Source organism: Pseudomonas sp. FFPRI_1 (genome assembly GCF_055384485.1).
The window spans coordinates 2,984,043-3,007,199 of the sequence record NZ_AP029168.1 but is presented as its reverse complement, the minus strand read 5'-3'; the positions used below and the strand labels follow the sequence as shown (position 1 = coordinate 3,007,199).

Below are 23,157 nucleotides of genomic sequence, written 5' to 3'. Positions count from 1 at the left end.
ACCTCAAACCGGCGCCGGGGCCTGCTCCAGCAGGGTCTCCAGGCACAGGCCGTTGCGCCGGTAAAACCGTTCCAGCTCGCGCTGCTGGGGTTCCTCGCCGGTGAAGATGCGCAGGTACTCCGGGATGTAGCGCATGCGCTGCAGGGTGGTTTCCTGGGTCTTGAGGCTGATGTAGCCGATCTGCGTCAGGTAGATGCAGCGGGCCCGGGTAAAGGCCGCATCCTCGCCCATGCCGAAGCGCTGGAACATGCGCTTGAAGGCCTGCACCCGCTGCTCGTCGGCCTTCTCCAGCTCCAGGGCCACGTCTGCCGACTGCAGGGCCCAGCTGCGCATGGCGAACTCGAACTGCGAGTCGAACAGCGCGGGGTTCAGCCAGCAGTCGAAGACATTCAGGATGGCCTCGGTGATCGACTCGGCATAGGCCTCGGAGTGGGCCAGCAAGGTGTCGGTGTTCTTGCTCTTCCACAGCCCGATCAGGGCTTCGAGCAAGGCTTCGCGGTCCTCGAAATACCAGTAGAAGCTGGTGCGCGAAAGGTTGAGTTTCTTCGCCAGGGGCATCACCCGCACCGCGTCTACCCCGGACTCCTTGAGGCTTTCATAAGCGGCGTCGAGCCAGGCCTGCAGCGAGCCTTTGTCGTTTTTGGAACTGGAGGTCGTATTTTTCATGAAGGGCATCCTAGCCCCTCCCCCAGGCCCTCGCAAGGCGCCATGTTCACTCATGTCGATTTAATTGACACAGGTGTACATTGGGTTCTATGTTGATTTCGCCTGATACACCTGCTGAGGGACGAAGATGAACCACGACCCGCTTCTGCAACCGTTCCAGCTCAAGCACCTGACCCTGCGCAACCGCATCATCACCACCTCCCACGAGCCGGCCTACCCCGAGGACGGCATGCCCAAGGCGTTGTATCGGGCCTATCACGTGGAGCGGGCCAAGGCCGGCGTGGCCATGACCATGACCGCAGGTTCTGCGGCGATTTCCCGGGACAGCCCGCCGGTGTTCAACAACATCCTGGCCTACAAGGAAGAAGTGGTGCCCTGGATGAAGGCCCTGGCCGACGAGTGCCACGAGCACGGCGCCGCAGTGATGATCCAGCTCACCCACCTGGGCCGCCGCACCCGCTGGGACAAGGGCGACTGGCTGCCGGTGGTGTCGCCCTCGCACCAGCGCGAACCGGCCCACCGGGCCTTTCCCAAGCGCCTGGAACACTGGGACATCGAACGCATCATCAGCGACTACGCCAGCGCCGCCGAACACATGCAGGCGGCCGGCCTGGACGGCATCGAACTGCAAGCCTACGGCCACTTGATGGACCAGTTCTGGTCGCCCCTGACCAACGACCTCGACGGCCCCTACGGCGGCTCCCTGGACAATCGCCTGCGCTTTACCTTCGACGTGCTCAAGGCGATCCGCCAGCGGGTTGGCAACCGCTTCATCGTCGGCCTGCGCTACACCGCCGACGAGGTGATCAGCGGCGGCCTGGACAAGGCCGACGGCCTGCGCATCTCGCAGCTGCTCAGCGAGTGCGGCATGGTGGATTTTCTCAACGTGATCCGCGGCCACATCGAAACCGATGCCGGGCTCACCGACGTGATTCCGATCCAGGGCATGCGCAACGCCCCGCACCTGGATTTCGCCGGCGAAGTGCGCGCCCACACCGGCATGCCGACCCTGCACGCGGCAAAGATTCCCGACGTGGCCACCGCGCGCCATGCCATCGCCAGCGGGCTGGTGGATCTGGTAGGCATGACCCGGGCGCACATGACCGACCCGCACCTGGTGCGCAAGATCATCGAGGGCCGCGAGGCCGACATCCGCCCCTGCGTCGGCGCCAACTATTGCCTGGACCGCATCTACCACGGTGGCGCCGCCTACTGCATCCACAACGCCGCCACCGGCCGTGAAACCACCATGCCCCACGAGATTCCCAAGGCCGCCCGCAAGCGCCAGGTGCTGATTGTCGGCAGCGGCCCGGCAGGCCTGGAAGCGGCGCGGGTGGCCGGCGAACGCGGGCACCAGGTGACGGTGCTGGAAGCCGCCGACCAGCCCGGCGGGCAGATCCGCCTCACCGCCCGCTCGCCGCGGCGCAAGGAAATGCTCAGCATCATCGACTGGCGCATGGCCCAGTGCGCACGCCTGGGCGTGCAGTTCCACTTCAACACCTGGGCCGAGCCGGAAACTGTGCTGGCCCACCGCCCCGACCTGGTGATCATCGCCACCGGCGGCCTGCCCCACACCGAAGTACTGGAATCGGGCAACCAGTGGCTGGTATCGAGCTGGGACATTCTTTCCGGCGACATCAAGCCCGGGCGCAATGTGCTGGTGTATGACGACGCCGGCGACGCCGCCGGCCTGCAGGCTGCGGAAGTCATTGCCCTGAGCGGTGCCCGCACCGAGATCATGACCCCCGACCGCGCCTTCGCGCCGGAGGTGATGGGCATGAACCTGGTGCCCTTCATGCGCTCGCTGCAGACCCTGGACACCACCTTCACCGTGACCTACCGGCTCAAGCGCGTGGAGCGTCACGGCACAACGCTGATCGCCCACCTGGGCAGCGACTACGGGCCCCTGGAAAAACACCGGGAGTTCGACCAGATCGTGGTCAACCACGGCACCCGGCCCCTGGACGAGCTGTATTTCCAGCTCCTGCCGCGCTCGCGCAACCAGGGCGCGGTGGACTACGGGCAACTGATTGCCGGCCAGCCACAGAGCGTGGCGGACAACCCCGAGGGGGAATTCCAGCTGTTCCGAATCGGCGACGCGGTGTCGTCGCGCAATACCCACGCAGCGATCTACGACGCCCTGCGGCTGCTCAAGGATCTCTGAACCCGGGGCCCAGGCGCCACCAGAGCGCCGGGCCATGACCTGATTCACTGCCTCACTGTCGACCCGCACCTCTGGATTCCGGTGCTGCGGGCCCCTGCGGAGTTGCGCCATGAACAGTCGTCAACCGTTGCATCAGCCTGTGCCCCCACGCCCGCAGCCGGCCTTTCGCCAGGACCGCGCCGTCACCGACCACCGCCTGGCCCCGGTGGACCCGGACCTGCTCCAGGCCCACGCCGCCATCGACCGGGTGGCCCTGCGTCGCTACCGCCTGGAGCGCATTCGCCAGCAACTGCGCGAGCACGACTACGCCGGGGTGCTGCTGGCCGACCCGATCAACATCCGCTACGCCACCGACACCAACAACCTCGGCCTGTGGGTCATGCACTCCCCCAGCCGCTATGTGTTCATCGCCACCGAGGGCCCGCTGGTGCTGTTCGAGTTCAGCAGCAGCCGGCACAACAGCGAGGCCGTGGAGACCATCGACCAGATCCGCCCGGCGATTCCCTGGCTGTACTTTCTCGCCGGCCCAAGGGTCGAGGAAAAGGCCAGCCAGTGGGCCGGCGAAATCGCCGCCCTGATGCAGCAACACGCTGGCCACAACCGCCGCCTGGCGGTGGACCGCTGCGACCCCCTGGGCAGTGCCAAGCTGATCGGTCACGGCTTGCAGCTGTTCGACGCCCAGCCCCTGATGGAACAGGCACGACGGCTCAAGTGCCGCGAGGAAGTGGCCAGCCACCGGGTATCCATGGCGGTCTGCGACCTGGCCATCGCGCGCATGCGCCACAGCCTGGTGCCGGGGGTCACTGAGAACCAGCTGTGGAGCATCCTCCACGGCACCAACGTGGCCCATGGCGGCGAGTGGGCCGAGAGCCGCCTGCTGAACTCCGGCCAGCGCACCAACCCCTGGTTCCAGGACGCCTCGGACAAGCCCATCGACGCCGGCGAGATGGTCTGCTTCGACACCGACATGGTGGGCCCTGGCGGCTACCTCTCGGACATCTCCCGCAGCTTCGTCTGCCCCGGCAAAGCGGTGGCGGCCGAGCAGCGCCGGCTGCTGGAAACCGCCGCCGAGCAGATCGGCCGCAACCTCGAACTGCTACGCCCCGGCTGCTCGTTCCGCGAATTCGCCGAGCACTGCTGGGCAGTGCCGGAACGCTACCGCCACAACCGCTACATGATGATGCTGCACGGTGTCGGCCTGGTCGACGAATACCCCAGCGTGGCCTACGCCGTGGACTTCGCCGAGTGGGGCTACGACGGCCACTTCGAGGAAAACATGGTGGTCTCGGTGGAGAGTTTCATCGGCGAGCAAGGCGCTGCCCAGGGGGTCAAGCTGGAAGAACAGGTGCTGATCACCGCCCGCGGGCCCGAGATCCTTTCCCGCACGCCGCTGCTGGATCTCTAGCACTGGCGCACCCGCCGTTCCCGGTCGTCGACCTTGTTCCGGCCGGTCCAAATGGGAGAACACCATGAACCTGAACCTGCAGACCCACGCCGCTGTTTCCGTGGCCGCCGCGACTGCGCCGCCCTTCCTGCAACTGCACGCCATCGGCAAGCACTTCGGCCCCTACCAGGTCCTGCACGAGGTCAGCTTCGAGATGGAACAAGGCCAGGTGCTGGCCATTATCGGCCCCAGCGGCTCGGGCAAGAGCACCCTGCTGCGCTGCATCAACCAGCTGGAGCCGCCCAGCAGCGGGCGGATCAGCATGGCCGGCCTGCAGATCGACGCCCAGCGCCCGCCCAAGCACGCCGAGCTGGTGCAACTGCGGCGGCGGATCGGCATGGTGTTCCAGTCGTTCAATCTGTTTCCGCACCTGACAGTGCTGCGTAACGTCAGCCTGGCGCAGGTCCGCACCCTGGGCCGCAGCCCCGCCGAAGCCGATCGGGTGTCCATGCAACTGCTGGAGCGAGTCGGCCTGGCGGACAAGGCCGGCCACTACCCGGCGCGCTGTTCCGGTGGCCAGCAACAGCGCATCGCCATTGCCCGGGCACTGGCCCTGGAACCGCAACTGATGCTGTTCGATGAACCGACCTCGGCCCTCGACCCGGAACTGGGCCTGGAGGTGCTGGCGGTGATGAAGGAACTGGCCCGCGACGGTATGTCGATGATTGTCGTGACCCATGAGATGCACTTCGCCGAAACCGTGTCCGACCGGGTGCTGGTAATGGCCGAGGGGCGGATCATCGAACAGGGCGCCAGCCAGACGGTGATGCGCCACCCGCAGAACGAACGGGTGGTGAAGTTCCTCCAGGCCGTGAGGAATCGCTGATGCTCACCGACCTGTCGCTGATGCTGCGCGGCGTGCCCTGGACCCTGGCGCTGACCGGCGCGGCCTTCGCCATGGGCCTGATCCTCGGGTTCGCCCTGTGCGCCCTGCGCCTTTCGCGCCTGCCGCTGGTGAGTCTGTGCGCAGCGCTGATCATCCTCACCCTGCGTTCGATCCCGCCGATTGTCTGGCTGTTCTTCATCTTCTTCGGCCTGGGCAGCGAACTGCTGCCGATCTCGCCCTTTGCCGCCGCAGTGCTCGGCCTCGGGCTGATCACCGCGGCGCAGATGTCGGAGGTCTATCGCGGCGCCCTGCTGGCGATCCCCCGCGGCCAGTTCGAAGCGGCCACGGTGCTCAACCTGAGCCGCCGCCAGCGCTTTTTCGACGTGATCCTGCCGCAACTGGTGAAAGTGGCGCTTCCCAGCGCCGCCACCTACGCCATCGGCCTGCTCAAGGACTCCGCCGTGGCCTCGACCCTGGGAGTGGCCGAGGTCAGCTTCCAGGCCTACGCACTGTCCCAGAAAAGCTTCTCGGGGCTGGCGGTGTACGCCACTGCGGCCCTGGTGTACCTGGTCCTGAGCCTGCCGGTGGCGCTGTTCTCGCGCTGGCTGGATAGCCGCCTGCGGCAACGGAGCGCGACATGAATCCCGTGCTGGAGATGTGGCGGCAATGGCTGCCGGAACTGTGGCCGGGGTTTGTCCTGTCACTGCAGATCACCGCCCTGTGCCTGAGCCTGGGGATTGCCCTGGGCCTGGTGCTGGCCCTCGGCGTCTCGAGCCGCTCGCGGCTGCTGCGCTACCCGGCGCTGCTGGTGGTGGAGATCGGCCGCGGGGCGCCGGCGCTGATCCTCTTGCAGTTCTTCTACTTCGGCCTGCCCTCGGCCGGAATGACCCTCAGCTCCTACTGGGCGGCGGTGCTGGCCCTGGCCTGGTGCACCGGCGCCTACACCAGCGAGATCATCCGCGCCGGCCTGCAGGCGGTGCCCCGGGGGCAACTGGAAGCCGCCGGGGTCATGGGCCTGACGCCCTTGGACAGCCTGCGTTTCGTGATCCTGCCCCAGGCCCTGAAAGTCGCCCTGCCGTCGTTGCTGGGCTTCTCGATCATGATGTTCCAGGCCACCTCCCTGTGTTTCACCATCGCCCTGCCGGAGCTGGTGAGCCGGGCCTCGTCCATAGGGTCGACGACCTTCGAATACATGCCGGTGCTGTCCCTGGCCGGGCTGATGTACGCCGCCGTCTGCGCCCCCGCCACCTTGCTGGTGGCGGCCCTGGAGCGCCGGCTGGTGCGCCACCAGCAGCACTGATGCGGCCTTTGGCCGTGCACTTTCCCACCCACGACAGGCAAGGTGAAACCATGACCCGCACGCTCAAACAGTTCTTGGCACTCTGCGTCCTGCTGCTCATCGGCAACGGCGCCTCAGCGGCCACCTGCGAACCCGCCCACCGCTTCGAGACCCTGACCCCCGGCGTGCTCAGCGTGGCCGCCTGGGTGTTCCCGCCCTACTCCATCCCCGGGCCTGACAACCAGCTCAGCGGGGTCGATGGCGAGATCATCAAGCTGATTGCCGCCCGCGAATGCCTGCAGATCAAGGCCACGGTGGTGGACCCGGCGGCGGTGATCCAGTCGGTGATCGCCCGGCGGGCCGACGTGGCCATCGGCGACTGGTACCGCACCGCAGCGCGCAACAAGGTGCTGGGGCTGTCGGCGCCGCTGTACCTGGACATGATGGGCATCATCTCGGCCCAGGGCCTGAGCACCCCGGCGCAACTGGAGGGCAAGCGTGTTGGCACGGTGCAGGGCTACCTGTGGCAGGCCGACCTGCAGAAACTCCTGGGCAGCCAGTTGGTGCTCTACCCGAACCCGGTGGCCATGGCCCAGGACCTGATGGCTGGGCGCCTCGAAGCGGCGGTCGACAGCTACGCCGTGGCGATGGCCTCCCAGGGCAAGGGTGCCTATCCCGGGCAGGTGGTGAAAGTTGCCGAGGCCGATGCGCGGGTCCAGGCGACCTTGCAACCGGGGCAGGTGGCGTTTCCCTACAGCCAGCGCAACAGCGCCCTGGGAGAGGCCTTGAGCGCCAATATCCAAGCCCTGCATGCATCGGGGGACATTGCGCGGATTCTGCAGCAGTTCGGCTTGAGTGCCGAGGCAGCGCAGGTGGGAGAGGCACGCCTGGTGCCTTGAGCCAAGGGGGCAAATGGCGGCGCTCTGGGGGCGCGGGCGCCTGCTGGTCGGGCACGGGAAATTGCTGCCTGCCGCTCGGTTGGCCGAGGCACCGGTGGCTAGAACCTGAATCTCGCGGCTGGTGGCTGGGGTTTGGCCGGTGCTGCGGTCAGGGCTACTTGGGGTGCGCTGTTACAGCGGCTTACTGTTGAACAGCGCAAACGAGGCAAAACGCTTTGCCCCGGCAGGAGGCCGAACGCAGGCCAAGCCAACACAAGTCCCGCGCTACACCTTCTACCCCCCCCCTTTCCCGCCAAAAAACGCCCCCACCTCAAGGCATTTCGCCACTAATGCAAAATTCACTAGACATGTAGCATCCATTACATAAATATCATTTAGACATTTTATGAAATAAAAACGACATCCCGTGTCCAAGGCGCCCCGATGCCCTCTCTACGAGACCTGATCACCGACCCCGCCCTCGAGCTCACGCCCTCCGAGCGCAAGGTGGTGCGCGCCCTGCTCGACCATTACCCACGCAATGGCCTGGGCCCGATGTCACGCCTGGCAGAACACGCCGGGGTCAGCGACCCGACCATCGTCCGCCTGGTGAAAAAGCTCGGGTTCAGCGGCTACGGCGAATTCCAGGAAGCCCTGCTCAGTGACATGGACGACCGCCTGCGGTCCCCCAGCACCCTGTTGCACCCCCGCGCCCAAGTGGCCCAGGGCGACACCTGGGGCCGCTACCTGGCCGACAGCCAGCGCGCACTGCAAGACACCCAGGCCCTGACCCAGCCCGAAGACATCCGCGTGCTCATGGACTGGCTGCTCGACAGCCGCCATCAGCTCTACTGCTTCGGCGGACGTTTCAGCAGCTTCCTCGCCCATTACCTGCTTAACCACCTGCGGCTGATGCGCCCGGGCTGTTTCTTCCTTGAAGACAACGCGCAACTGCCGGACCGCCTGTTCGATGTGCAACGCCAGGACGTGGTGCTGCTGTTCGACTACCGCCGCTATCAGTCCCAGGCCCTGCGGGTGGCCAGCGCCGTCAAGGCGCGCAATGCCCGGGTGGTGCTGTTCACCGATATCTACGCCTCGCCGCTGCGGGAACTGGCGGACCTGATCATCAGTGCCCCGGTGGAATCCCTGTCGCCATTCGACACCCTGGTGCCGGCGCTGGCCCAGGTCGAGGCATTGATTGCCTGCCTGACCCCGCGCAGTACCCATCTTGATCAGCGCCTGGAGGGTGTCGATGCCCTGCGGGCGGAATTCGCTACCCACGTGCTGGAGGAAAAATAAGGATGTTCAGCCTGCCCCATCGTTCGCCCCGGGACTTGCCCTTCGTCGTCGATCACACCGCGCTGCTGCTGGTGGACATGCAGCGCGCCTGGCTCGAACCGCAGTTCGACCCGCACCTGCAAGGCCCCGAGGGCGAGGCATTTCTCAAGCGCGCCCGGGAGGTGGTGATTCCCAATCAGCAAAAGCTCCTGGCGGCGGTGCGTGAAGCCCGGCAGAACGTGCTGCACACCCTGATCGAAAGCCTCACCGCCGACGGCCGCGACCGCTCCCTGGACCACAAGCTGTCGGACATGCATTTGCCCAAGGGCAGCCCCCAGGCGGCGATCATCGATGAGCTGACGCCGGTGGAAAACGAGATCGTGCTGCCCAAGACCTCGTCAGGGGTGTTCAACTCCACCAACATCGACTACGTGCTGCGCAACCTGGAAACCCGTCACCTGATCATTGCCGGGATAGTCACCGACCAGTGCGTGGACATGGCGGTGCGCGACGCCGCCGACCGGGGCTACCTGGTGACCCTGGTGGAAGATGCCTGCGCCACCTACGGCGACACCCGGCACCAGGCCTGCCTCAACGCCATCAAGGGTTACTGCTGGATCACCGACACCGCCACCGTGCTCGGCCGCCTGCGGGAGATCCGCGGGTGAGCCGCGGCCAGGGCATCGAGGCCCTGACACCGGTGGCGATGACCAGCATCGTCACCACCGACCTGATCGGGGTGACCCGCGGGCGCTCGTTTCCCAGTGATGAGCTGGAGCGCTATCGGCTCGGCGGCTGCGGCTGGGTGCCGGCCAACAGTGCCCTGACCCCCCAGGACCTGATCGCCGAGGACAACCCCTGGGGGGCCTATGGCGACCTGCGGCTGATCCCCGACCTCGACAGCCGGGTCAGTGTCGGCGCGGGCCCGGATGCCTCGGCGCCAGCGCTGGACTTCATCCACGCCGATATCTGCGAGACCGATGGCCAGCCCTGGGCCGCCTGCCCGCGCACCTTGCTGCGCGCCGAGGTGGAGCGCTACCGCGAGCTGGGGATCCAGGTCACTGCGGCCTTCGAACACGAATTCAACCTCGACAGCGGCAGCCAGCCAACCGAACACCTGGCCTTTTCCCTGGAGGCCCAGCGCCAGGGCGCGGCCTTCGGTGGCTGGCTGCTGGCCGCCTTGCGGGCCGCCGGGGTCGAGCCGGAAATGTTCCTCCCCGAGTACGGCAAGCAGCAGTACGAAATCACCTGCCGGCCGACCCAGGGCCTGGCCGCCGCCGATCGGGCGGTGAACGTGCGCGAGATCACCCGGGAAATCGCCCGGCAAGCCGGGCACCGGGTCAGCTTCGCGCCCAAGACCGCCGAGAACGCAGTGTGCAACGGCGTGCACCTGCACCTGAGCCTGCAGGACCTGGAAGGCGAACCGCTGCTCTACGACGCCCACGCGGTGAGCGGCGACGACCTGTCGAACCTCGGCCAGCACTGGGCCGCCGGGGTGCTCAAGCACCTGCCGGCGCTGTGCGCCTTCACCGCGCCGACGCCGATCTCCTACCAGCGCCTGCAGCCCCATCACTGGAGCGCCTCCTACGCGTGCCTGGGCCTGCGCAACCGCGAAGCCTCGCTGCGCATCTGCCCCACCGTGACCATCGGCGGCAAGCCCGCGGCGCCGCAGTACAACCTGGAGTTCCGCGCCCTGGACGCCACCGCCTCGCCGCACCTGGCCATGGCGGTGATCCTGATGGCCGGACGCCTGGGCATCGAGCAGAAGCTGGCGCTCAACGCGGTGACCGACAAGGTCCCCGATGAGCTCAGCGCCGAACAGCGCCGGGCCAGCGGCATCGTGCCGCTGCCCGGGACCCTGCCCCAGGCCCTGGAATGCCTGCGCAGCAACACGGAGTTGCTGCAGCTCTTGCCAGCAGCGCTGCTGGCCACTTATTTCGCCGTCAAACAAAAGGAAGTGTCCCTGACCCAACACCTGAACGCTGCCCAACTCTGTGAGCACTATGGACACCTGTACTAAATCCGCCGAGCTGGGGTTGTATTCCGAGCCGGCCTATCGCCTGTTCCGGGAAGACTCCGAGCATCCGCTGATTCTGGTGTGCGAACACGCCAGCCACTACATTCCTCCGGCCCTGCACGACCTGGGCCTGGACCCGGTGGCGGCGCGCGAGCACATCGCCTGGGACCCGGGCGCCCTGGAACTGGCCCAAAGCCTGTCCCAGGCCCTGGGCGCGACGCTGATCGCGGCCAACTACTCGCGCCTGCTGATCGACCTCAACCGCCCGCGGCATGCCCCCGACAGCATCCCGCTGCAAAGCGAGATCTATCAGGTGCCGGGCAACCAGCAACTGGACGAGGCCACCCGCGAGTACCGCCGCCAGCAGCTGTTCACCCCGTTCCACCAGCGCCTGCAACGCATCATCGACCGGCGCCTGGCCCAGGGCCGCGAAGTGCGGGTGGTGGGGATCCACAGCTTCACCCCGATCTACTACGGCCAGCCGCGTTCGCTGGAGGTCGGCGTGCTGTATGGCAGCGCCACCGACTACGCGGCGCGAATCCTCGAAGGGCTGTGGAGCCTGCCGATCAAGGTCGCCGGCAACCAGCCCTACGAGATCGACCCGCTGAGCGACATGACCGTGCCGGTGCACGGTGATGCCCGTGGCCTGGCGTCGGTGCTGATCGAGGTACGCAACGATCTGCTGCGCACCCAGGAGGCGGTGCAGCACTGGAGCGATACACTGGCGCCGCTGCTGTAGCCGCTGGTGCAGGAAGGTTTCACCGGCGCGCCCCGAAGGACTCACCCGGCGCGCCAGAAAAGCTGTTTGCAGGACCGGTACAACAACTAGAAAAACCGCTGTGGTGTGTCTTTAAACCCTGCCAGGTTCAAACACGAAAGCGCGGCCCGCGGTGTCAATGACGACCCCCAAGGCCACGCCTTTACCCACTAACACAGGCTCAAGGAGAACGGCTTCATGGAGATTGAAGAATTCGGCTACAAACAGGAACTCAAGCGTGGGCTGAGCCTGCGTGACCTGGTGGTCTACGGGATGATTTTCATGATCCCCATCGCCCCGTTCGGGGTCTACGGCTACGTCAACCAGGAAGCCCCGGGCATGGTGCCCCTGGCCTACATCATCGGCATGGTGGCGATGGTCTTCACCGCCCTGAGCTATGGCGCCATGGCCCGGGCCTTCCCCATCGCCGGTTCGGTCTATTCCTATGCCCAGCGCGGCCTCAACCCCCATGTCGGTTTTCTCGCCGGCTGGCTGATGCTCCTCGACTACCTGCTGATTCCGCCGCTGCTCTATGTCTACGCGGCCATGGCCCTCAACCACCTGTACCCGGAAGTGCCCAAGGTCGGTTTCATCCTGGCGTTCCTGGTCAGCGCGACCTTCGTCAACCTGAGGGGCATCACCTTCACCGCGCGGATGAACATCCTGTTCCTGCTGGCGCAACTGGTGGTCCTGGGGATCTTCCTGTTCTACGCCTGGAATGCCCTGCACGGTGGCGCCGGCAACGGCCAACTGACCCTGGCGCCGCTGTACAGCCCGGAAAATTTCCACTTCGGCATGCTGATGCAGGGTGTGTCGATCGCGGTGCTGTCGTTCCTCGGCTTCGATGCCATCTCCACGCTCGCCGAAGAGGTCAAGGGCGACCCGGGCCGCAGCGTCGGCCGCGCCGCGCTGATCACCCTGGTGGTGATGGGCGCGATCTTCGTGGTGCAGACCTGGATCGCCACTGACCTGGCCGCCGGCATGGGCTTCAAGTCCGCCGACACCGCCTTCTACGAGATCGCCGAACTGGCCGCCGGCAGCTGGCTGGCAACCCTCACCGGGGTGGCCACGGCACTGGCCTGGGGCGTGGCGGTGGCCATCACCTCGCAGGCCGCGGTGTCGCGCCTGCTGTTCGGCATGGCCCGTGACGGCAAGCTGCCCAAGGTGCTGGCCAAGGTCCACCCCAAGCACAACACCCCGCACATCAGCATCTACCTGGTGGCGGTGCTGTCGCTGCTGATCTGCTACCTGTTCATCAACTCGGTGGACACCCTGACCTCACTGGTCAACTTCGGCGCCCTGAGCGGCTTTATGCTGCTGCACATCACCGTGATCAACTTCTACTGGCGCCGGCAGAAATCCGGCCAGGTGGTGCGTCACCTGATCTGCCCGGTGATCGGCTTCGTGATCGTCAGCGCCATCATGTACAACATGGGCGTGGACGCGCAGAAACTCGGGGCCATCTGGATTCTCGCCGGGCTGGTCTACCTGTTCCTGCTGAACAAGCTGGGCAGCGGCGGCGCCCTGCCCGATCCGCTCAAGCAATAGTCGCACCCGCGCGGCGCCCGACGGCGCCGCGCCACCCCGGAAGCGGCCAGCAAGAGCCGCCCCGGGAACAGGCCGCAGGATGCCGCGGCCGTGGAACTGCGTGGTCACCGACAGTGATGTCTGGCCGCTTTGCCTCCAAGGGCAAAGCGGCCCTCGATACAGGAGTACACCCATGCTGGCCTTGCGTCCCGTGGCGTTATCCGATTTGCCCCAACTGCGGCGTCTGGCCCGCGAACGCCTGCTGGGCGTGACTTCGCTGGTGGACGACGAAGCCTACCTGCGAGAGAAGATCCTCGATTCCGAGGCCTCCTTTGCCAAGACCGAGGCCAGCCAGGGCCCGGAAAACTATTTCCTGGTGCTCGAGGACCCGCACAGCGGCCAACTGCGCGGCTGCTCGGACATCCTCGCCACCGCGGGGTTCTCCAGCCCCTTCTACAGCCTGCGCAACCGACCCTTCATCAGCAGCTCCCGGGAACTGAACATCCAGCACGGGGTGCCGACCCTGTCGCTGTGCCAGGACCTCAGCGAGCAGACCCTGCTGCGCAGCTTCCACGTGGACCCGGAGCTGGAGGGCACGCCCCTGGCCCAACTGACCTCGCGGGCGCGCCTGCTGTTCATCGCCGCCCACCCCCAACGCTTCGCCGACAGCTGCATCAGCGAGATCGTCGGCTACAGCAACGACACCGGCGAGTCGCCGTTCTGGGCAGCCGTGGGCCAGCACTTCTTCGACCTGCCCTATGTCGAGGCCGAACGCCTGTGCGCCTTGCAGGGCCGTGGCTTTCTCGCCGAACTGATGCCCCAGTACCCGCTGTATATCCCGATGCTGGCGCAACCGGCCCAGGACTGCATCGGCCGGATTCACCCCGATGCCCGGGAAGCCTGCGACATCCTGGTCGACGAGGGGTTTGCGCCGACCCAGTATGTCGACCTGTTCGATGCCGGACCGACCCTGCAGGCGCGCAATAACCAGCTACGCTCGATCATCCAGAGCCGCGTCGCGATCTGCCACCTGAGCCCCCAGAGTGGCCAGGGCCGGCACTGGTTGCTGAGCAATGACCGGTTGCAGGGGTTTCGTGCCATCGTCGCCCCCCTCGACGAAGCCCCCGGCGATGTGGTCGGCCTGGATGCATCGATGCTGCAGGCCCTGCAACTGACCCCGGGCGAAGCGGTGCGGGGCGTTGCCCTGTGAACCGCGGGTCACTACCGTCCCGGCGTCGCCACTGCCCGGGAACGCGACAAGGAGTTGTTCGATGATCGTGCGTCCGATCCGCCTCACCGATCTGCCGGCGGTCCTGAACCTGCTGGAAGGCAGCTGTCGCGAGCTGAACAACCTCTCCTCCGAGCCCGAGCACCTGGCCCATCGGCTGCGCTGGGCGCAACGGGCGTTTGCCGGCCAGGTGGAGCGGGCCGACGCCGACTACCTGTTCGTGATGGAGGACGACGAGCAGCAGGTGATCGGGGTCTGTGGCCTGAGCGGCGCCATCGGCCTGCGCGAACCCTGCTACAACTACCGGGTCGGCACCACCCATGGCAGTGCCCCGGAGCTGGGCATCGAGAAACAGATCCCGACCCTGTTCCTGTGCAACGAGATGACCGGGCAATCCCAGCTCTGCTCGCTGTACCTGCGGCGCGACCAGCGCCAGGGCTACACCGGCCGCCTGCTGTCCACTGCGCGCTTGCTGTTCGTCGCCGAGTACCCTGGCTTGTTCGGCGACAAACTGGTGGCCGAACTGCGCGGCCAGCTCGATGACCAGGGCCGCTCGCCGTTCTGGGACAGCCTGGGCCGGCACTTCTTCAAGATGGGTTTCCAGCAGGCCAGTCGCCTGTCGAGCCTGGGCAGCAAGTCGTTCATCGCCGAACTGATGCCGCGCCAGCCGCTCTACACCTGCCTGCTCAGCCCCCAGGCCCAGGCCGCCATCGGCCAGGCCCACGCCAGCACCGAGCAGGCCCTGAACATCCTGCGTGACGAAGGTTTCAGCCATCAGGGCTGCATCGACATTTTCGACGGCGGGCCGCTGATCGAAGCCGAAGTGGCCAAGGTCCGCAGCGTGCGGGAAAGCCAGGTCCTGCCCCTGCGGGTAGGCAGCCCGGACGACCAGGCGCCGATCTGGCTGATTCACAACCGGCGCCTGGAAAACTGCCGCATCACCGCCGCCCCCGGGCGCCTGGTCTCCGGCAGCCTGCTGGTGGACCGCCTGACCGCCAAGCGCCTGCAACTGCAACCGGGGGACACGGTGCGGGCGGTTTCGCTGCTGGCCTGCCCTGCGCGCCAAGCGACCCAGGCGCAGCTCCACCTGACGCCAGCCACCAGAGGCTGGACCACCCGCAACGCGGCCCTGGTCCAGGATCCGGCATTGCTCTAGCCCCGGGCTCGAACCACGCTCGCAGACACAGGCTGCGCCCAACAACCCCGGCGCTCTCACGGGCCATGGCGCCGCGTCACCCGGGCAGCCGCTCCGCGAGGCGCGCCGCCGGATTGCCACGGCCGCAATCCGCCAGCCCCAGCCACAGCGGCTTGCAGCCGACCGGCGTTCATCCCCGGCCCCCGGCAACACCTGCATGCAAGTGCAACGTTGACGAAGCTGTGGCGCAATGTTCAGATGCCGCCCAGTTTCAGGTGCCTCATGCCGCCGTGCATGAAGTGAAACGGGAAACCGGTGAGCCCTTTGCGGCAAGTCCGGTGCTGCCCCCGCAACGGTAAGCGAGTGCTGCATTCAACAGGCCACTGTACTTGGGTATGGGAAGGCGAATGCAGCGAGCCTCGTGAGCCCGGAGACCGGCCTGAAGCCTGTGTTTGGCAATCCTGCGGTGGGCGGGCATGGGCCGGTATGGTCTCGTGCGCGTGGCCGATACCTTCTCCTGCATGCTTCCCGAAGTCACCTTCGAGAAGACCAAGAATGACCACAATCGATACGTCCCTTGTGCGCACCTGGCGCACCCCTGGCCACTCCCTGAGTGGCGCCTTGCTCGGCTGCCTGTTCAGCCCCCTGCTCCTGGCCGATGACGGTCCCCTCAGACTTGAACAGCAATTTGTTTCCGCGCCATCGGTGGAGTCCACCACCGTCGCCGAAATGGCGAAATTCGGCAGCAAGGTGCAGATCATCGAGCGCCAGCAGATCGAGCGAGCCGGCCCCAGCAGCGACATCACCCGGGTCCTGCAGATGTACGTGCCGGGCCTGTACGTGGCGCCCAAGAACGGCCCCTTCGACTACGGCACCTACTCGCTGCTGGGCGGACGCAACGACGACACCCTGATCCTGCTGGACGGCGTGCGCCTGAACAACCGCCTGTACGGCGGCCTGTACCTGGACACCCTGCCGGCCAACGCCATCGAGCGCATCGAAGTGCTCAAGGGCGGCCAGAGCCTGCTGTTCGGCACCCAGGCGGTGGCCGGGGTGATCAACATCGTCACCCGCAGCCCGCAAACCCGCGAAGCCTCGGGCGAGGTCAACCTGGGCCTGGACAGCTTCATGGGCAGGAGCGGCGATGCCCGGGTGGAACGGATCGTCAGCAACGGCTTCGGCGACCTGGGCCTCTTGGCCTATGTCAGCCACAACGTCTCCGATGGCTACCAGCCGTTTCGCAACAGCGCCTACAGCGCCAGCACCCGGGACAAGAAACGCGCCTATGAGGTGAGCACCTTCGGCGCCAAGGCGATCCAGGGTTTTGCCGACGACTCGCGCCTGGAACTGTTCTACCAGTACAGCGATGCCAACCTGGATTTCGCGCGGGCGGTGAACAACAAGAAGACCACCAACGACCGTATCCAGCAGATCGCCACCGCGACCTTCGAACAGCGCCTGGACGAACGCTTCAGCTACTTCGTCAAGGGCCATGTCAACGACTGGGACACCCGCTACACGCGGATCAACAGCACCGAGACCGGCGCCACCAAGGTGATCAACCACAACGACTACTGGGGCTTCACCGACTGGGGCCTGCAGGCCGAGGGCAAGGCCGAACTGGACGGCGGCCACGTCCTGGTGTTCGGCAGCGACAACCAGTGGTTCAAGGGCCAGGACGATGTGCTCAAGATCGACGACAAACAGGCCCGGGCCAGCGCCCTGTACACCCAGCTGCGCCCGGTGTTCGAGGCCCTGCCCGACTGGCACCCGAGCCTCGGCGTGCGCCACGAGAAGATCAGCGGCGGCGAGAGCGCCACGGTGGGCATGCTCACGTCGTTGTATGAGCTCAACGCTAACTGGCAACTGCGCGGCCAGTACGGCAGCGCCTTCAAGCTGCCCAACGCCGAGCAACTCTACGCCAACGAGGACGACGAAAAGGGCAACCCCGACCTCAAGCCGGAAAAGAGCGTCAATGCCGAGCTGGGCCTGGACTACAAGGGCAGCCTGCTGGCCGGTGAGTTCAACGCCAGCGTCACCGCCTACCGGCGCAAGATCGATGACTTGATTGCCCTCGATGGGATCCACTTCGTCAACGGCGAGGCACAGGTCAGGGTCCGCGGTATCGAAGCCGACGGACGCTGGCAGTTCAGCCCGCAGTGGAACCTCTCGGCGGACCTGACCCGCAACCTGGTGGAGTCGCGCAACGGCGTGACCTTGAGCAACATCCCCGGTTTCTTCGCCCGTTCGCGCCTGGGCTTCGAGTCGCTGGACCGGATGTGGGGCGTGGGCGGCGCGATCCGCTACATCGGCCAGATCGACAGCCCAAAGAAGGTCGACTACGGCCACTACTCGGTGGTGGATGCCGACGCCTACCGCTACCTCGATGGCCCCCAGCGACATCGCCTGAGCCTGCTGGTGGAGAACCTGCTGGACCGCGACTACGCCACCAGCATGACCAGCACCTCGCCGGCGGTGGACAACCTCGGGCGCCCCTTCACCACCGAAGTGCGCTACACCTACCGCTTCTGAGGCCGACCGACATGCATGAAGACTATCAACGGGTGCTGTTCGTCGGCCCCGGCCTGCAAGGCGGGGCCTTGGGCGAGGCTTTTCGCAAGGCGCTCAAGGCCCTGTGCGGCGAGGGCGAAGCCCCGCGGGTGATCGACACCCTGGACGGCTTCGACAGCCTCTGGGCGGCCCTGGACGAACCCTTGCCCGGGAACGGCGCAGCGCTGCTGGTGGTGGACCTGGAACCCACGTCCGACAGCGCCTACCTGGACTGGCTGCGCGATGAACTGGGGCGCCTGGCCCAGGCCCACCCCCAGGCGCCCAAGCTGTGGGTCACCGCCCAGGCCCTGGGGCGTCGCGGGCTGGACGCGGCCCAGGCCTGGGCCAGCATCGGCCAGCGCGAGCGGCACCTGCCGTGCGACAACGTCAATGCGGTGGCCAGCGACCCGGACTGGTCCCGGGTGCCGCCCCATGCCCGCCAGGTGTTTCTCTGCACCGGCCCGCGCTGCGTGCGACGCGGTGCACTGGCGCTGTGGAAGACGCTGCGCCGCGAACTGCTGCGCCTGGATCTCATGGAGAAACCCGGCGGCGTGCTGCTGACCCGCACCGCTTGCCAGTTCCCCTGCAACCTCGGGCCGGTGCTGACCGTGCACCCCGACGGCTGCTGGTACCGGGTCAGTGACGACAGCCAGGTACTGCGCCTGGTGCAGGGCCATCTGCGGGAGGGTGAAGCCGTGTCGGACCTGCTGATCCCGTCCCCCTACGCCGGGGCTGCGGATGCCTAGACCGATACTCGGCGCCCTGTTCTGGCTGGCCTGCCTGCCGGCCCTGGCGGACAGCTATGAGAACTGTGGCCGGAGCTGGCACCTCGAGCGGCCACCGCAGCGCATCGTCGCCCTCAACCAGCACAGCGCCGACCTGCTGCTGGCCCTGGGCGCCGGCCCTTCGATGATCGGCGTCGCCTACCTCGACGACGATGGCCAGGCCCAGCGCCAGGGCCAGTACCACGGGGTGCCGGTGATCTCACGCCAGTACCCCTCGGCCGAGGTGCTCTACAGCTTGAAGCCGGATCTGGTGGTGGGCGGTTTTGCCTCGGCCTTTCCCGACAACTTCAGCTCCCGGGAACGCCTGGGGGCCATCGGCGTCGGCAGCTACCTGCTGGAGTCGGCCTGCGCCGGGCATGACCAGGATTACTTCGGGCATATCCGCCGCGACCTGTCGACCCTGGGCCGCTTGCTGCACCAGGAAGACCGCGCGCGGCAACTGATCGCCCAGATGGATGCCGACCTTGCCGCGGCGGCAACCCTCTACCAGGGCCGCACGGCACCCTCGGTGTTCTACCTCGACAGTGAGGTCAATGGCCTCGCCAGCCAGGGCCAGCGGGGCTTTGTCGGGGTGCTGCTGCAAGCCGCCGGCGCGCGCAACCGCTTCGCCGACCTCGACCGCCCCCGCCTCGTGGTGGACAGCGAGACGCTGTTGGTCAGGGACCCCGACGTACTGCTGCTGGCCGACGCCCTATGGTCGCCGGCCACACGCAAGCGCCAATTGCTGCACACTGACCCGGTGCTGTCGCGGCTGCGGGCAGTGCGCGAGGAGCGGCTGATCGACATCCCCTTCACCCAACTGGTGCCGGGCATCGCCAGCGGCCGCACCGCCCTGGAACTGGCCCGACGCCTGCACCCCGCCCTGTAGGAGCCGGCTTGCCGGCGAAGGGAACACCGCCAATCCCACGGCATCCCTCCCGACGCCTTCGCGGGCAAGCCCGCTCCTACCCACCACACCGTCCGTAGGAGCCGGCTTGCCGGCGAACGGAACACCGCCAATCCCACGGCATCCCTCCCGACGCTTTCGCGGGCAAGCCCGCTCCTACCCACCACACCGTCCGTAGGAGCCGGCTTGCCGGCGAACGGAACACCGCCAATCCACGGCATCCCTCCCGACGCCTTCGCGGGCAAGCCCGCTCCTACCCACCACACCGTCCGTAGGAGCCGGCTTGCCGGCGAAGGGAACACCGCCAATCCCACGGCATCCCTCCCGACGCCTTCGCGGGCAAGCCCGCTCCTACCCACCACACCGTCCGTAGGAGCCGGCTTGCGGGCGAACGGAACACCGCCAACCCCACGGCATCCCTCCCGACGCCTTCGCGGGCAAGCCCGCTCCTACCCACCACACCGTCCGTAGGAGCCGGCTTGCCGGCGAAGGGAACACCGCCAATCCCGCGGCATCCCTCCCGACGCTTTCGCGGGCAAGCCCGCTCCTACCCACCACACCGTCCGTAGGAGCCGGCTTGCCGGCGAAGGGAACACCGCCAATCCCGCGGCGTCCCTACCGACGCTTTCGCGGGCAAGCCCGCTCCTACCCACCACACCGTCTGTAGGAGCCGGCTTGCCGGCGAACGGAACACCGCCAATCCCACGGCGTCCCTCCCGACGCCTTCGCGGGCAAGCCCGCTCCTACCCACCACACCGTCCGTAGGAGCCGGCTTGCCGGCGAAGGGAACACCGCCAATCCCACGGCGTCCCTACCGACGCCTTCGCGGGCAAGCCCGCTCCTACCCACCACACCGTCCGTAGGAGCCGGCTTGCCGGCGAAGGGAGCACCGCCAATCCCACGGCCCCCCTCACAGATGCCTTCACCGGCAAGGGGCAGGCCTTACAGAGGGTTCAACACTCGGCGCGAAGGCGACTCCGGCGGATGGCAGGTGACGTTGTTGCGGCCGCCGGTCTTGGCCGCGTACAGCGCCTGGTCGGCGTCGTTCAGCCAGCCCATGGCGTCCCCGTGCTCGGGATTGAACGCCGCCAGGCCGATGCTCAGGCTGACCTGCAACGCCGGACTCTGCTCGTAGCCCAGGGCGCCGAAACGCCCGCGCAGGGCTTCCATCAGTTCGGCGGCATGCTCCAGGGGCACGTCTGGCAGGATCACGCAGAACTCGTCGCCACCGTAGCGTCCGGCCTGATCGCTGGCCCGCAGGTTCTGCCTGAGGATCCTGCTCAGCTGGCGCAGCACCACGTCGCCGGCCACATGGCCGTAGGTGTCGTTGATGGCCTTGAAGTGATCGATGTCGATCAGGGCAATGGCGCCGCCCTGGGCCTGGCGCCGGCAACGCTGGAACTCGATCTCCAGCTGATCCTTCCAGGCCCCGTGGTTGAGCAGCCCGGTCAGGCTGTCGGTGCGGCTCAGGGCCAGCAGCTCGCGCTTGTGCCGGCCCAGGGTCACCGCCTGCTGGTAGCAGATATAGCCCAGGGACAGCGGGTACAGGGTCAGCATCGGCAGGCAGGCATACACCTGCATCGGGCTGCTCTGGGTCACGAATGACACGCCGAACAGCCACAGGGCGATAGCGATGCCCAGAGCCTGGGCCGCGCAGCCGGCGAAAAAGAAGCGCACCCCGCCCAGCGCCATGTTGTGCATCGCCATCATGCCCAGGGTGGTGGTGGTCGGCAGCGGGTTGAAGTGCATGGCCGCCACCCAGAAGCCCCCCATCAGCGAGTCCAGCAGCAGGTTGCGGTGCTCGGCGCGAAACGGCACCCGCGCCAGACGCGCCCATTGGTAGGCCAGGTGCGGCCAGGCGAAGGCATTGAACAGCATCAGGCCCCAGACCCAGGGGGCCGGTTGCAGCGCCAGCATGCCCGCGCCAACGCAGAGAAACCCCAGGGCCAGGCCCAGGGTTCGTGACTTGTAGAGCCTCCTGGCCAGTGACAGTCCCTTGCCTGCGGTGTACGACGCAGAAACCAAGTCGCCTCCGTCCCGCGCTGGAAAAGAAGTTGGATCGAATGGGTAGAAATCAACCGGTGAAAGTCTATCAGCCCTCATTCAAAGCGCCATCACCGCAAGTGCCCCGCGCCCTCTGCGCGCGACCGTTGCTCGGAAACGCCCTGCCCCCTGCGCTGCATTCATTTGCAGAATGAAGTTCAGAGGAACTTTCGTTTGTCAGCCCCTCCCGGGCCCAGCAGAATCGAGACCGACCCGCTCCTCTCACGCCTCGATCCACTGCTACGGGAACCCTGTCCATGAGCAACCAGCGCTTCGTCAGTCCTGACCTGATCCGCCAGGGATTTTCCCGGGCGATGTCGGACATGTACCGCGAGGAGGTGCCCCTCTATGGCGCCCTGATGGAACTGGTGGCCCAGGTCAATGCCCAGGTCCTGGAACAGCAGCCGGCCATTGCCCGGCAGTTGCAGCACAGCGGTGAGCTGCAGCGCCTGGACCTGGAGCGCCACGGCGCGATCCGGGTCGGCACGGCCGAGGAACTGGCGACCCTGGCCCGGCTGTTCGCGGTGATGGGCATGCAGCCGGTGGGCTACTACGACCTGACCCCGGCTGGGGTGCCGGTGCACTCCACGGCCTTTCGCGCGGTGCACGAACAGGCCCTGCAGGTCAGCCCCTTCCGGGTCTTCACCTCGCTGCTGCGCCTGGAACTGATCGACAACCCCGAGCTGCGCCAATTTGCCGAACAGGTACTGGCCCGACGTTCGATCTTCACGCCCAAGGCACTGGAGCTGATCGACCAGGCTCAGGCCCAGGGCGGCCTCGACGCGGACGCCGCGCAGTGCTTTATCCAGGAAGCCCTGGAGACCTTCCGCTGGCACCACCACGCCACGGTGACCGCCGCCCAGTACGCCACCCTGAGCGCCCAGCACCGGTTGATCGCCGACGTGGTGGCATTCAAGGGCCCGCACATCAACCACCTGACCCCGCGCACCCTGGACATCGATGACGTGCAACGGCTGATGCCTGCGCACGGCATCACCCCCAAGGCGGTGATCGAAGGCCCGCCACGCCGGGCCTGCCCGATCCTGCTGCGCCAGACCAGCTTCAAGGCCCTGGAGGAAGCCGTGGCCTTTGTCGACCAGGAGCACAACCAGGGCAGCCACAGTGCCCGCTTCGGCGAGATCGAACAGCGCGGCGCGGCCCTCACGCCCAAGGGGCGGGCGCTCTACGACCAGCTGTTGAACGCCGCCCGCGATGCCCTCGGGGACTTCCCCAGCGAGGCCAATGCGCGGCGCTACGAGCAGTTGATGCAAGAGCACTTCGACGCGTTTCCCGACAGCCACGCCGCCATGCATGAACAGGGCCTGGCCTATTTCCGCTACTTCGTCAGCGAGGCGGGGCTTGCGGCCCGTGCCGAACCCGCGCGCCCCAGCTCCCTGGAGGCCCTGCTGGCCGCCGGGCACCTGGGCTTCGAGCCCCTGGTGTACGAGGACTTCCTGCCGGTCAGCGCCGCCGGGATCTTCCAATCCAACCTGGGGGATGACAGCCAGAGCCACTACGCCGGGCAGTCCAACCGCCAGGCCTTCGAAACCGCCCTGGGCCGCAGCACCCTGGATGAGCTGCAACTCTACGCCCAGGCCCAGCAACGCTCCCTGCAGCAGTGCGCCACCACCCTCGGCCTGCCCGCGCTGTAGTCCCCTCCCCGGCGCCGCCAGCCAGCCGATGCAGTGAACTCG

Annotated in this window: 19 protein-coding genes and 1 riboswitch; of the genes, 17 read left to right on the top strand and 2 right to left on the bottom strand. The window is 67.0% G+C overall.

The features are described 5' to 3' along the window. Window positions 1–3: 3 nt before the first annotated feature. Window positions 4–666 (bottom strand): TetR/AcrR family transcriptional regulator, encoded by a 663-nt coding sequence (locus tag ACZ5BO_RS13395; RefSeq protein WP_025130660.1) that lies wholly within the window; start codon window positions 664–666, stop codon window positions 4–6. Window positions 667–793: 127 nt separating this feature from the next. On the opposite strand from ACZ5BO_RS13395, the gene ACZ5BO_RS13390 reads away from it, so the two are divergent. The 16 genes from ACZ5BO_RS13390 (at window position 794) to ACZ5BO_RS13315 (ending at window position 19,402) form a co-directional block, all read left to right on the top strand. Continuing rightward, window positions 794–2,830, top strand: coding sequence for an oxidoreductase (locus ACZ5BO_RS13390; protein WP_464700322.1), 2,037 nt, complete (start codon window positions 794–796; stop codon window positions 2,828–2,830). Between the two features lie 109 nt (window positions 2,831–2,939). Continuing rightward, window positions 2,940–4,235 (top strand): M24 family metallopeptidase, encoded by a 1,296-nt coding sequence (locus ACZ5BO_RS13385; protein WP_025130658.1) that lies wholly within the window; start codon window positions 2,940–2,942, stop codon window positions 4,233–4,235. Window positions 4,236–4,299: 64 nt separating this feature from the next. Next, window positions 4,300–5,100, top strand: coding sequence for an amino acid ABC transporter ATP-binding protein (locus ACZ5BO_RS13380; RefSeq protein ID WP_025130657.1), 801 nt, complete (start codon window positions 4,300–4,302; stop codon window positions 5,098–5,100). Continuing rightward, entirely contained in the window at window positions 5,100–5,741 is a 642-nt protein-coding gene (locus ACZ5BO_RS13375) for an amino acid ABC transporter permease (protein ID WP_025130656.1), read from the top strand. The genes ACZ5BO_RS13380 and ACZ5BO_RS13375 overlap by 1 nt, the downstream gene beginning before the upstream one ends. After that, complete coding sequence (locus ACZ5BO_RS13370; RefSeq protein ID WP_025130655.1) at window positions 5,738–6,400, top strand: amino acid ABC transporter permease; 663 nt, start codon at window positions 5,738–5,740, stop codon at window positions 6,398–6,400. Before ACZ5BO_RS13375 ends, ACZ5BO_RS13370 begins: the two co-directional genes overlap by 4 nt. Window positions 6,401–6,450: 50 nt before the next feature. Continuing rightward, entirely contained in the window at window positions 6,451–7,278 is an 828-nt protein-coding gene (locus ACZ5BO_RS13365; RefSeq protein WP_464700318.1) for an ABC transporter substrate-binding protein, read from the top strand. 423 nt (window positions 7,279–7,701) lie between these two features. After that, window positions 7,702–8,556 (top strand): MurR/RpiR family transcriptional regulator, encoded by an 855-nt coding sequence (locus ACZ5BO_RS13360; RefSeq protein ID WP_025130653.1) that lies wholly within the window; start codon window positions 7,702–7,704, stop codon window positions 8,554–8,556. 2 nt (window positions 8,557–8,558) lie between these two features. After that, entirely contained in the window at window positions 8,559–9,203 is a 645-nt protein-coding gene (locus ACZ5BO_RS13355; RefSeq protein WP_025130652.1) for a cysteine hydrolase family protein, read from the top strand. Further along, complete coding sequence (locus ACZ5BO_RS13350) at window positions 9,200–10,555, top strand: type I glutamate--ammonia ligase (protein ID WP_029978607.1); 1,356 nt, start codon at window positions 9,200–9,202, stop codon at window positions 10,553–10,555. Before ACZ5BO_RS13355 ends, ACZ5BO_RS13350 begins: the two co-directional genes overlap by 4 nt. Then, window positions 10,539–11,291 carry an N-formylglutamate amidohydrolase gene (locus tag ACZ5BO_RS13345; RefSeq protein ID WP_025130650.1) on the top strand — a complete coding sequence of 251 codons (753 nt, stop codon included), beginning with the start codon at window positions 10,539–10,541 and terminating at the stop codon, window positions 11,289–11,291. Before ACZ5BO_RS13350 ends, ACZ5BO_RS13345 begins: the two co-directional genes overlap by 17 nt. Window positions 11,292–11,507: 216 nt before the next feature. Beyond that, window positions 11,508–12,857, top strand: a complete 1,350-nt coding sequence (locus ACZ5BO_RS13340) for an APC family permease (RefSeq protein WP_464700315.1) — start codon at window positions 11,508–11,510, stop codon at window positions 12,855–12,857. A 172-nt stretch (window positions 12,858–13,029) separates the two neighbouring features. Then, window positions 13,030–14,046: an arginine N-succinyltransferase gene (locus ACZ5BO_RS13335; RefSeq protein ID WP_464700313.1), complete on the top strand. Its 1,017-nt coding sequence runs from the start codon at window positions 13,030–13,032 to the stop codon at window positions 14,044–14,046. A 61-nt stretch (window positions 14,047–14,107) separates the two neighbouring features. Continuing rightward, window positions 14,108–15,220 carry an arginine N-succinyltransferase gene (locus ACZ5BO_RS13330; protein ID WP_464700311.1) on the top strand — a complete coding sequence of 371 codons (1,113 nt, stop codon included), beginning with the start codon at window positions 14,108–14,110 and terminating at the stop codon, window positions 15,218–15,220. A 235-nt stretch (window positions 15,221–15,455) separates the two neighbouring features. Continuing rightward, window positions 15,456–15,656, top strand: a riboswitch (cobalamin riboswitch). A gap of 98 nt (window positions 15,657–15,754) precedes the next feature. Continuing rightward, window positions 15,755–17,731: a TonB-dependent receptor plug domain-containing protein gene (locus ACZ5BO_RS13325; RefSeq protein ID WP_464700309.1), complete on the top strand. Its 1,977-nt coding sequence runs from the start codon at window positions 15,755–15,757 to the stop codon at window positions 17,729–17,731. A gap of 11 nt (window positions 17,732–17,742) precedes the next feature. Next, window positions 17,743–18,495: a (2Fe-2S) ferredoxin domain-containing protein gene (locus ACZ5BO_RS13320; RefSeq protein WP_025130645.1), complete on the top strand. Its 753-nt coding sequence runs from the start codon at window positions 17,743–17,745 to the stop codon at window positions 18,493–18,495. Next, on the top strand, window positions 18,488–19,402 hold the full coding sequence (locus ACZ5BO_RS13315) for an ABC transporter substrate-binding protein (RefSeq protein ID WP_464700306.1): 915 nt from the start codon (window positions 18,488–18,490) through the stop codon (window positions 19,400–19,402). Before ACZ5BO_RS13320 ends, ACZ5BO_RS13315 begins: the two co-directional genes overlap by 8 nt. A gap of 960 nt (window positions 19,403–20,362) precedes the next feature. Here ACZ5BO_RS13315 and ACZ5BO_RS13310 read toward each other — a convergent pair. Next, a complete protein-coding gene (locus ACZ5BO_RS13310) occupies window positions 20,363–21,445 on the bottom strand; it encodes a diguanylate cyclase (protein ID WP_464700304.1) in 1,083 nt (360 codons plus the stop codon). A 275-nt stretch (window positions 21,446–21,720) separates the two neighbouring features. Between ACZ5BO_RS13310 and hglS the strand changes: the two genes are divergently transcribed. After that, entirely contained in the window at window positions 21,721–23,115 is a 1,395-nt protein-coding gene (gene hglS / locus ACZ5BO_RS13305; protein ID WP_464700302.1) for a 2-oxoadipate dioxygenase/decarboxylase HglS, read from the top strand. Window positions 23,116–23,157: the final 42 nt, after the last annotated feature.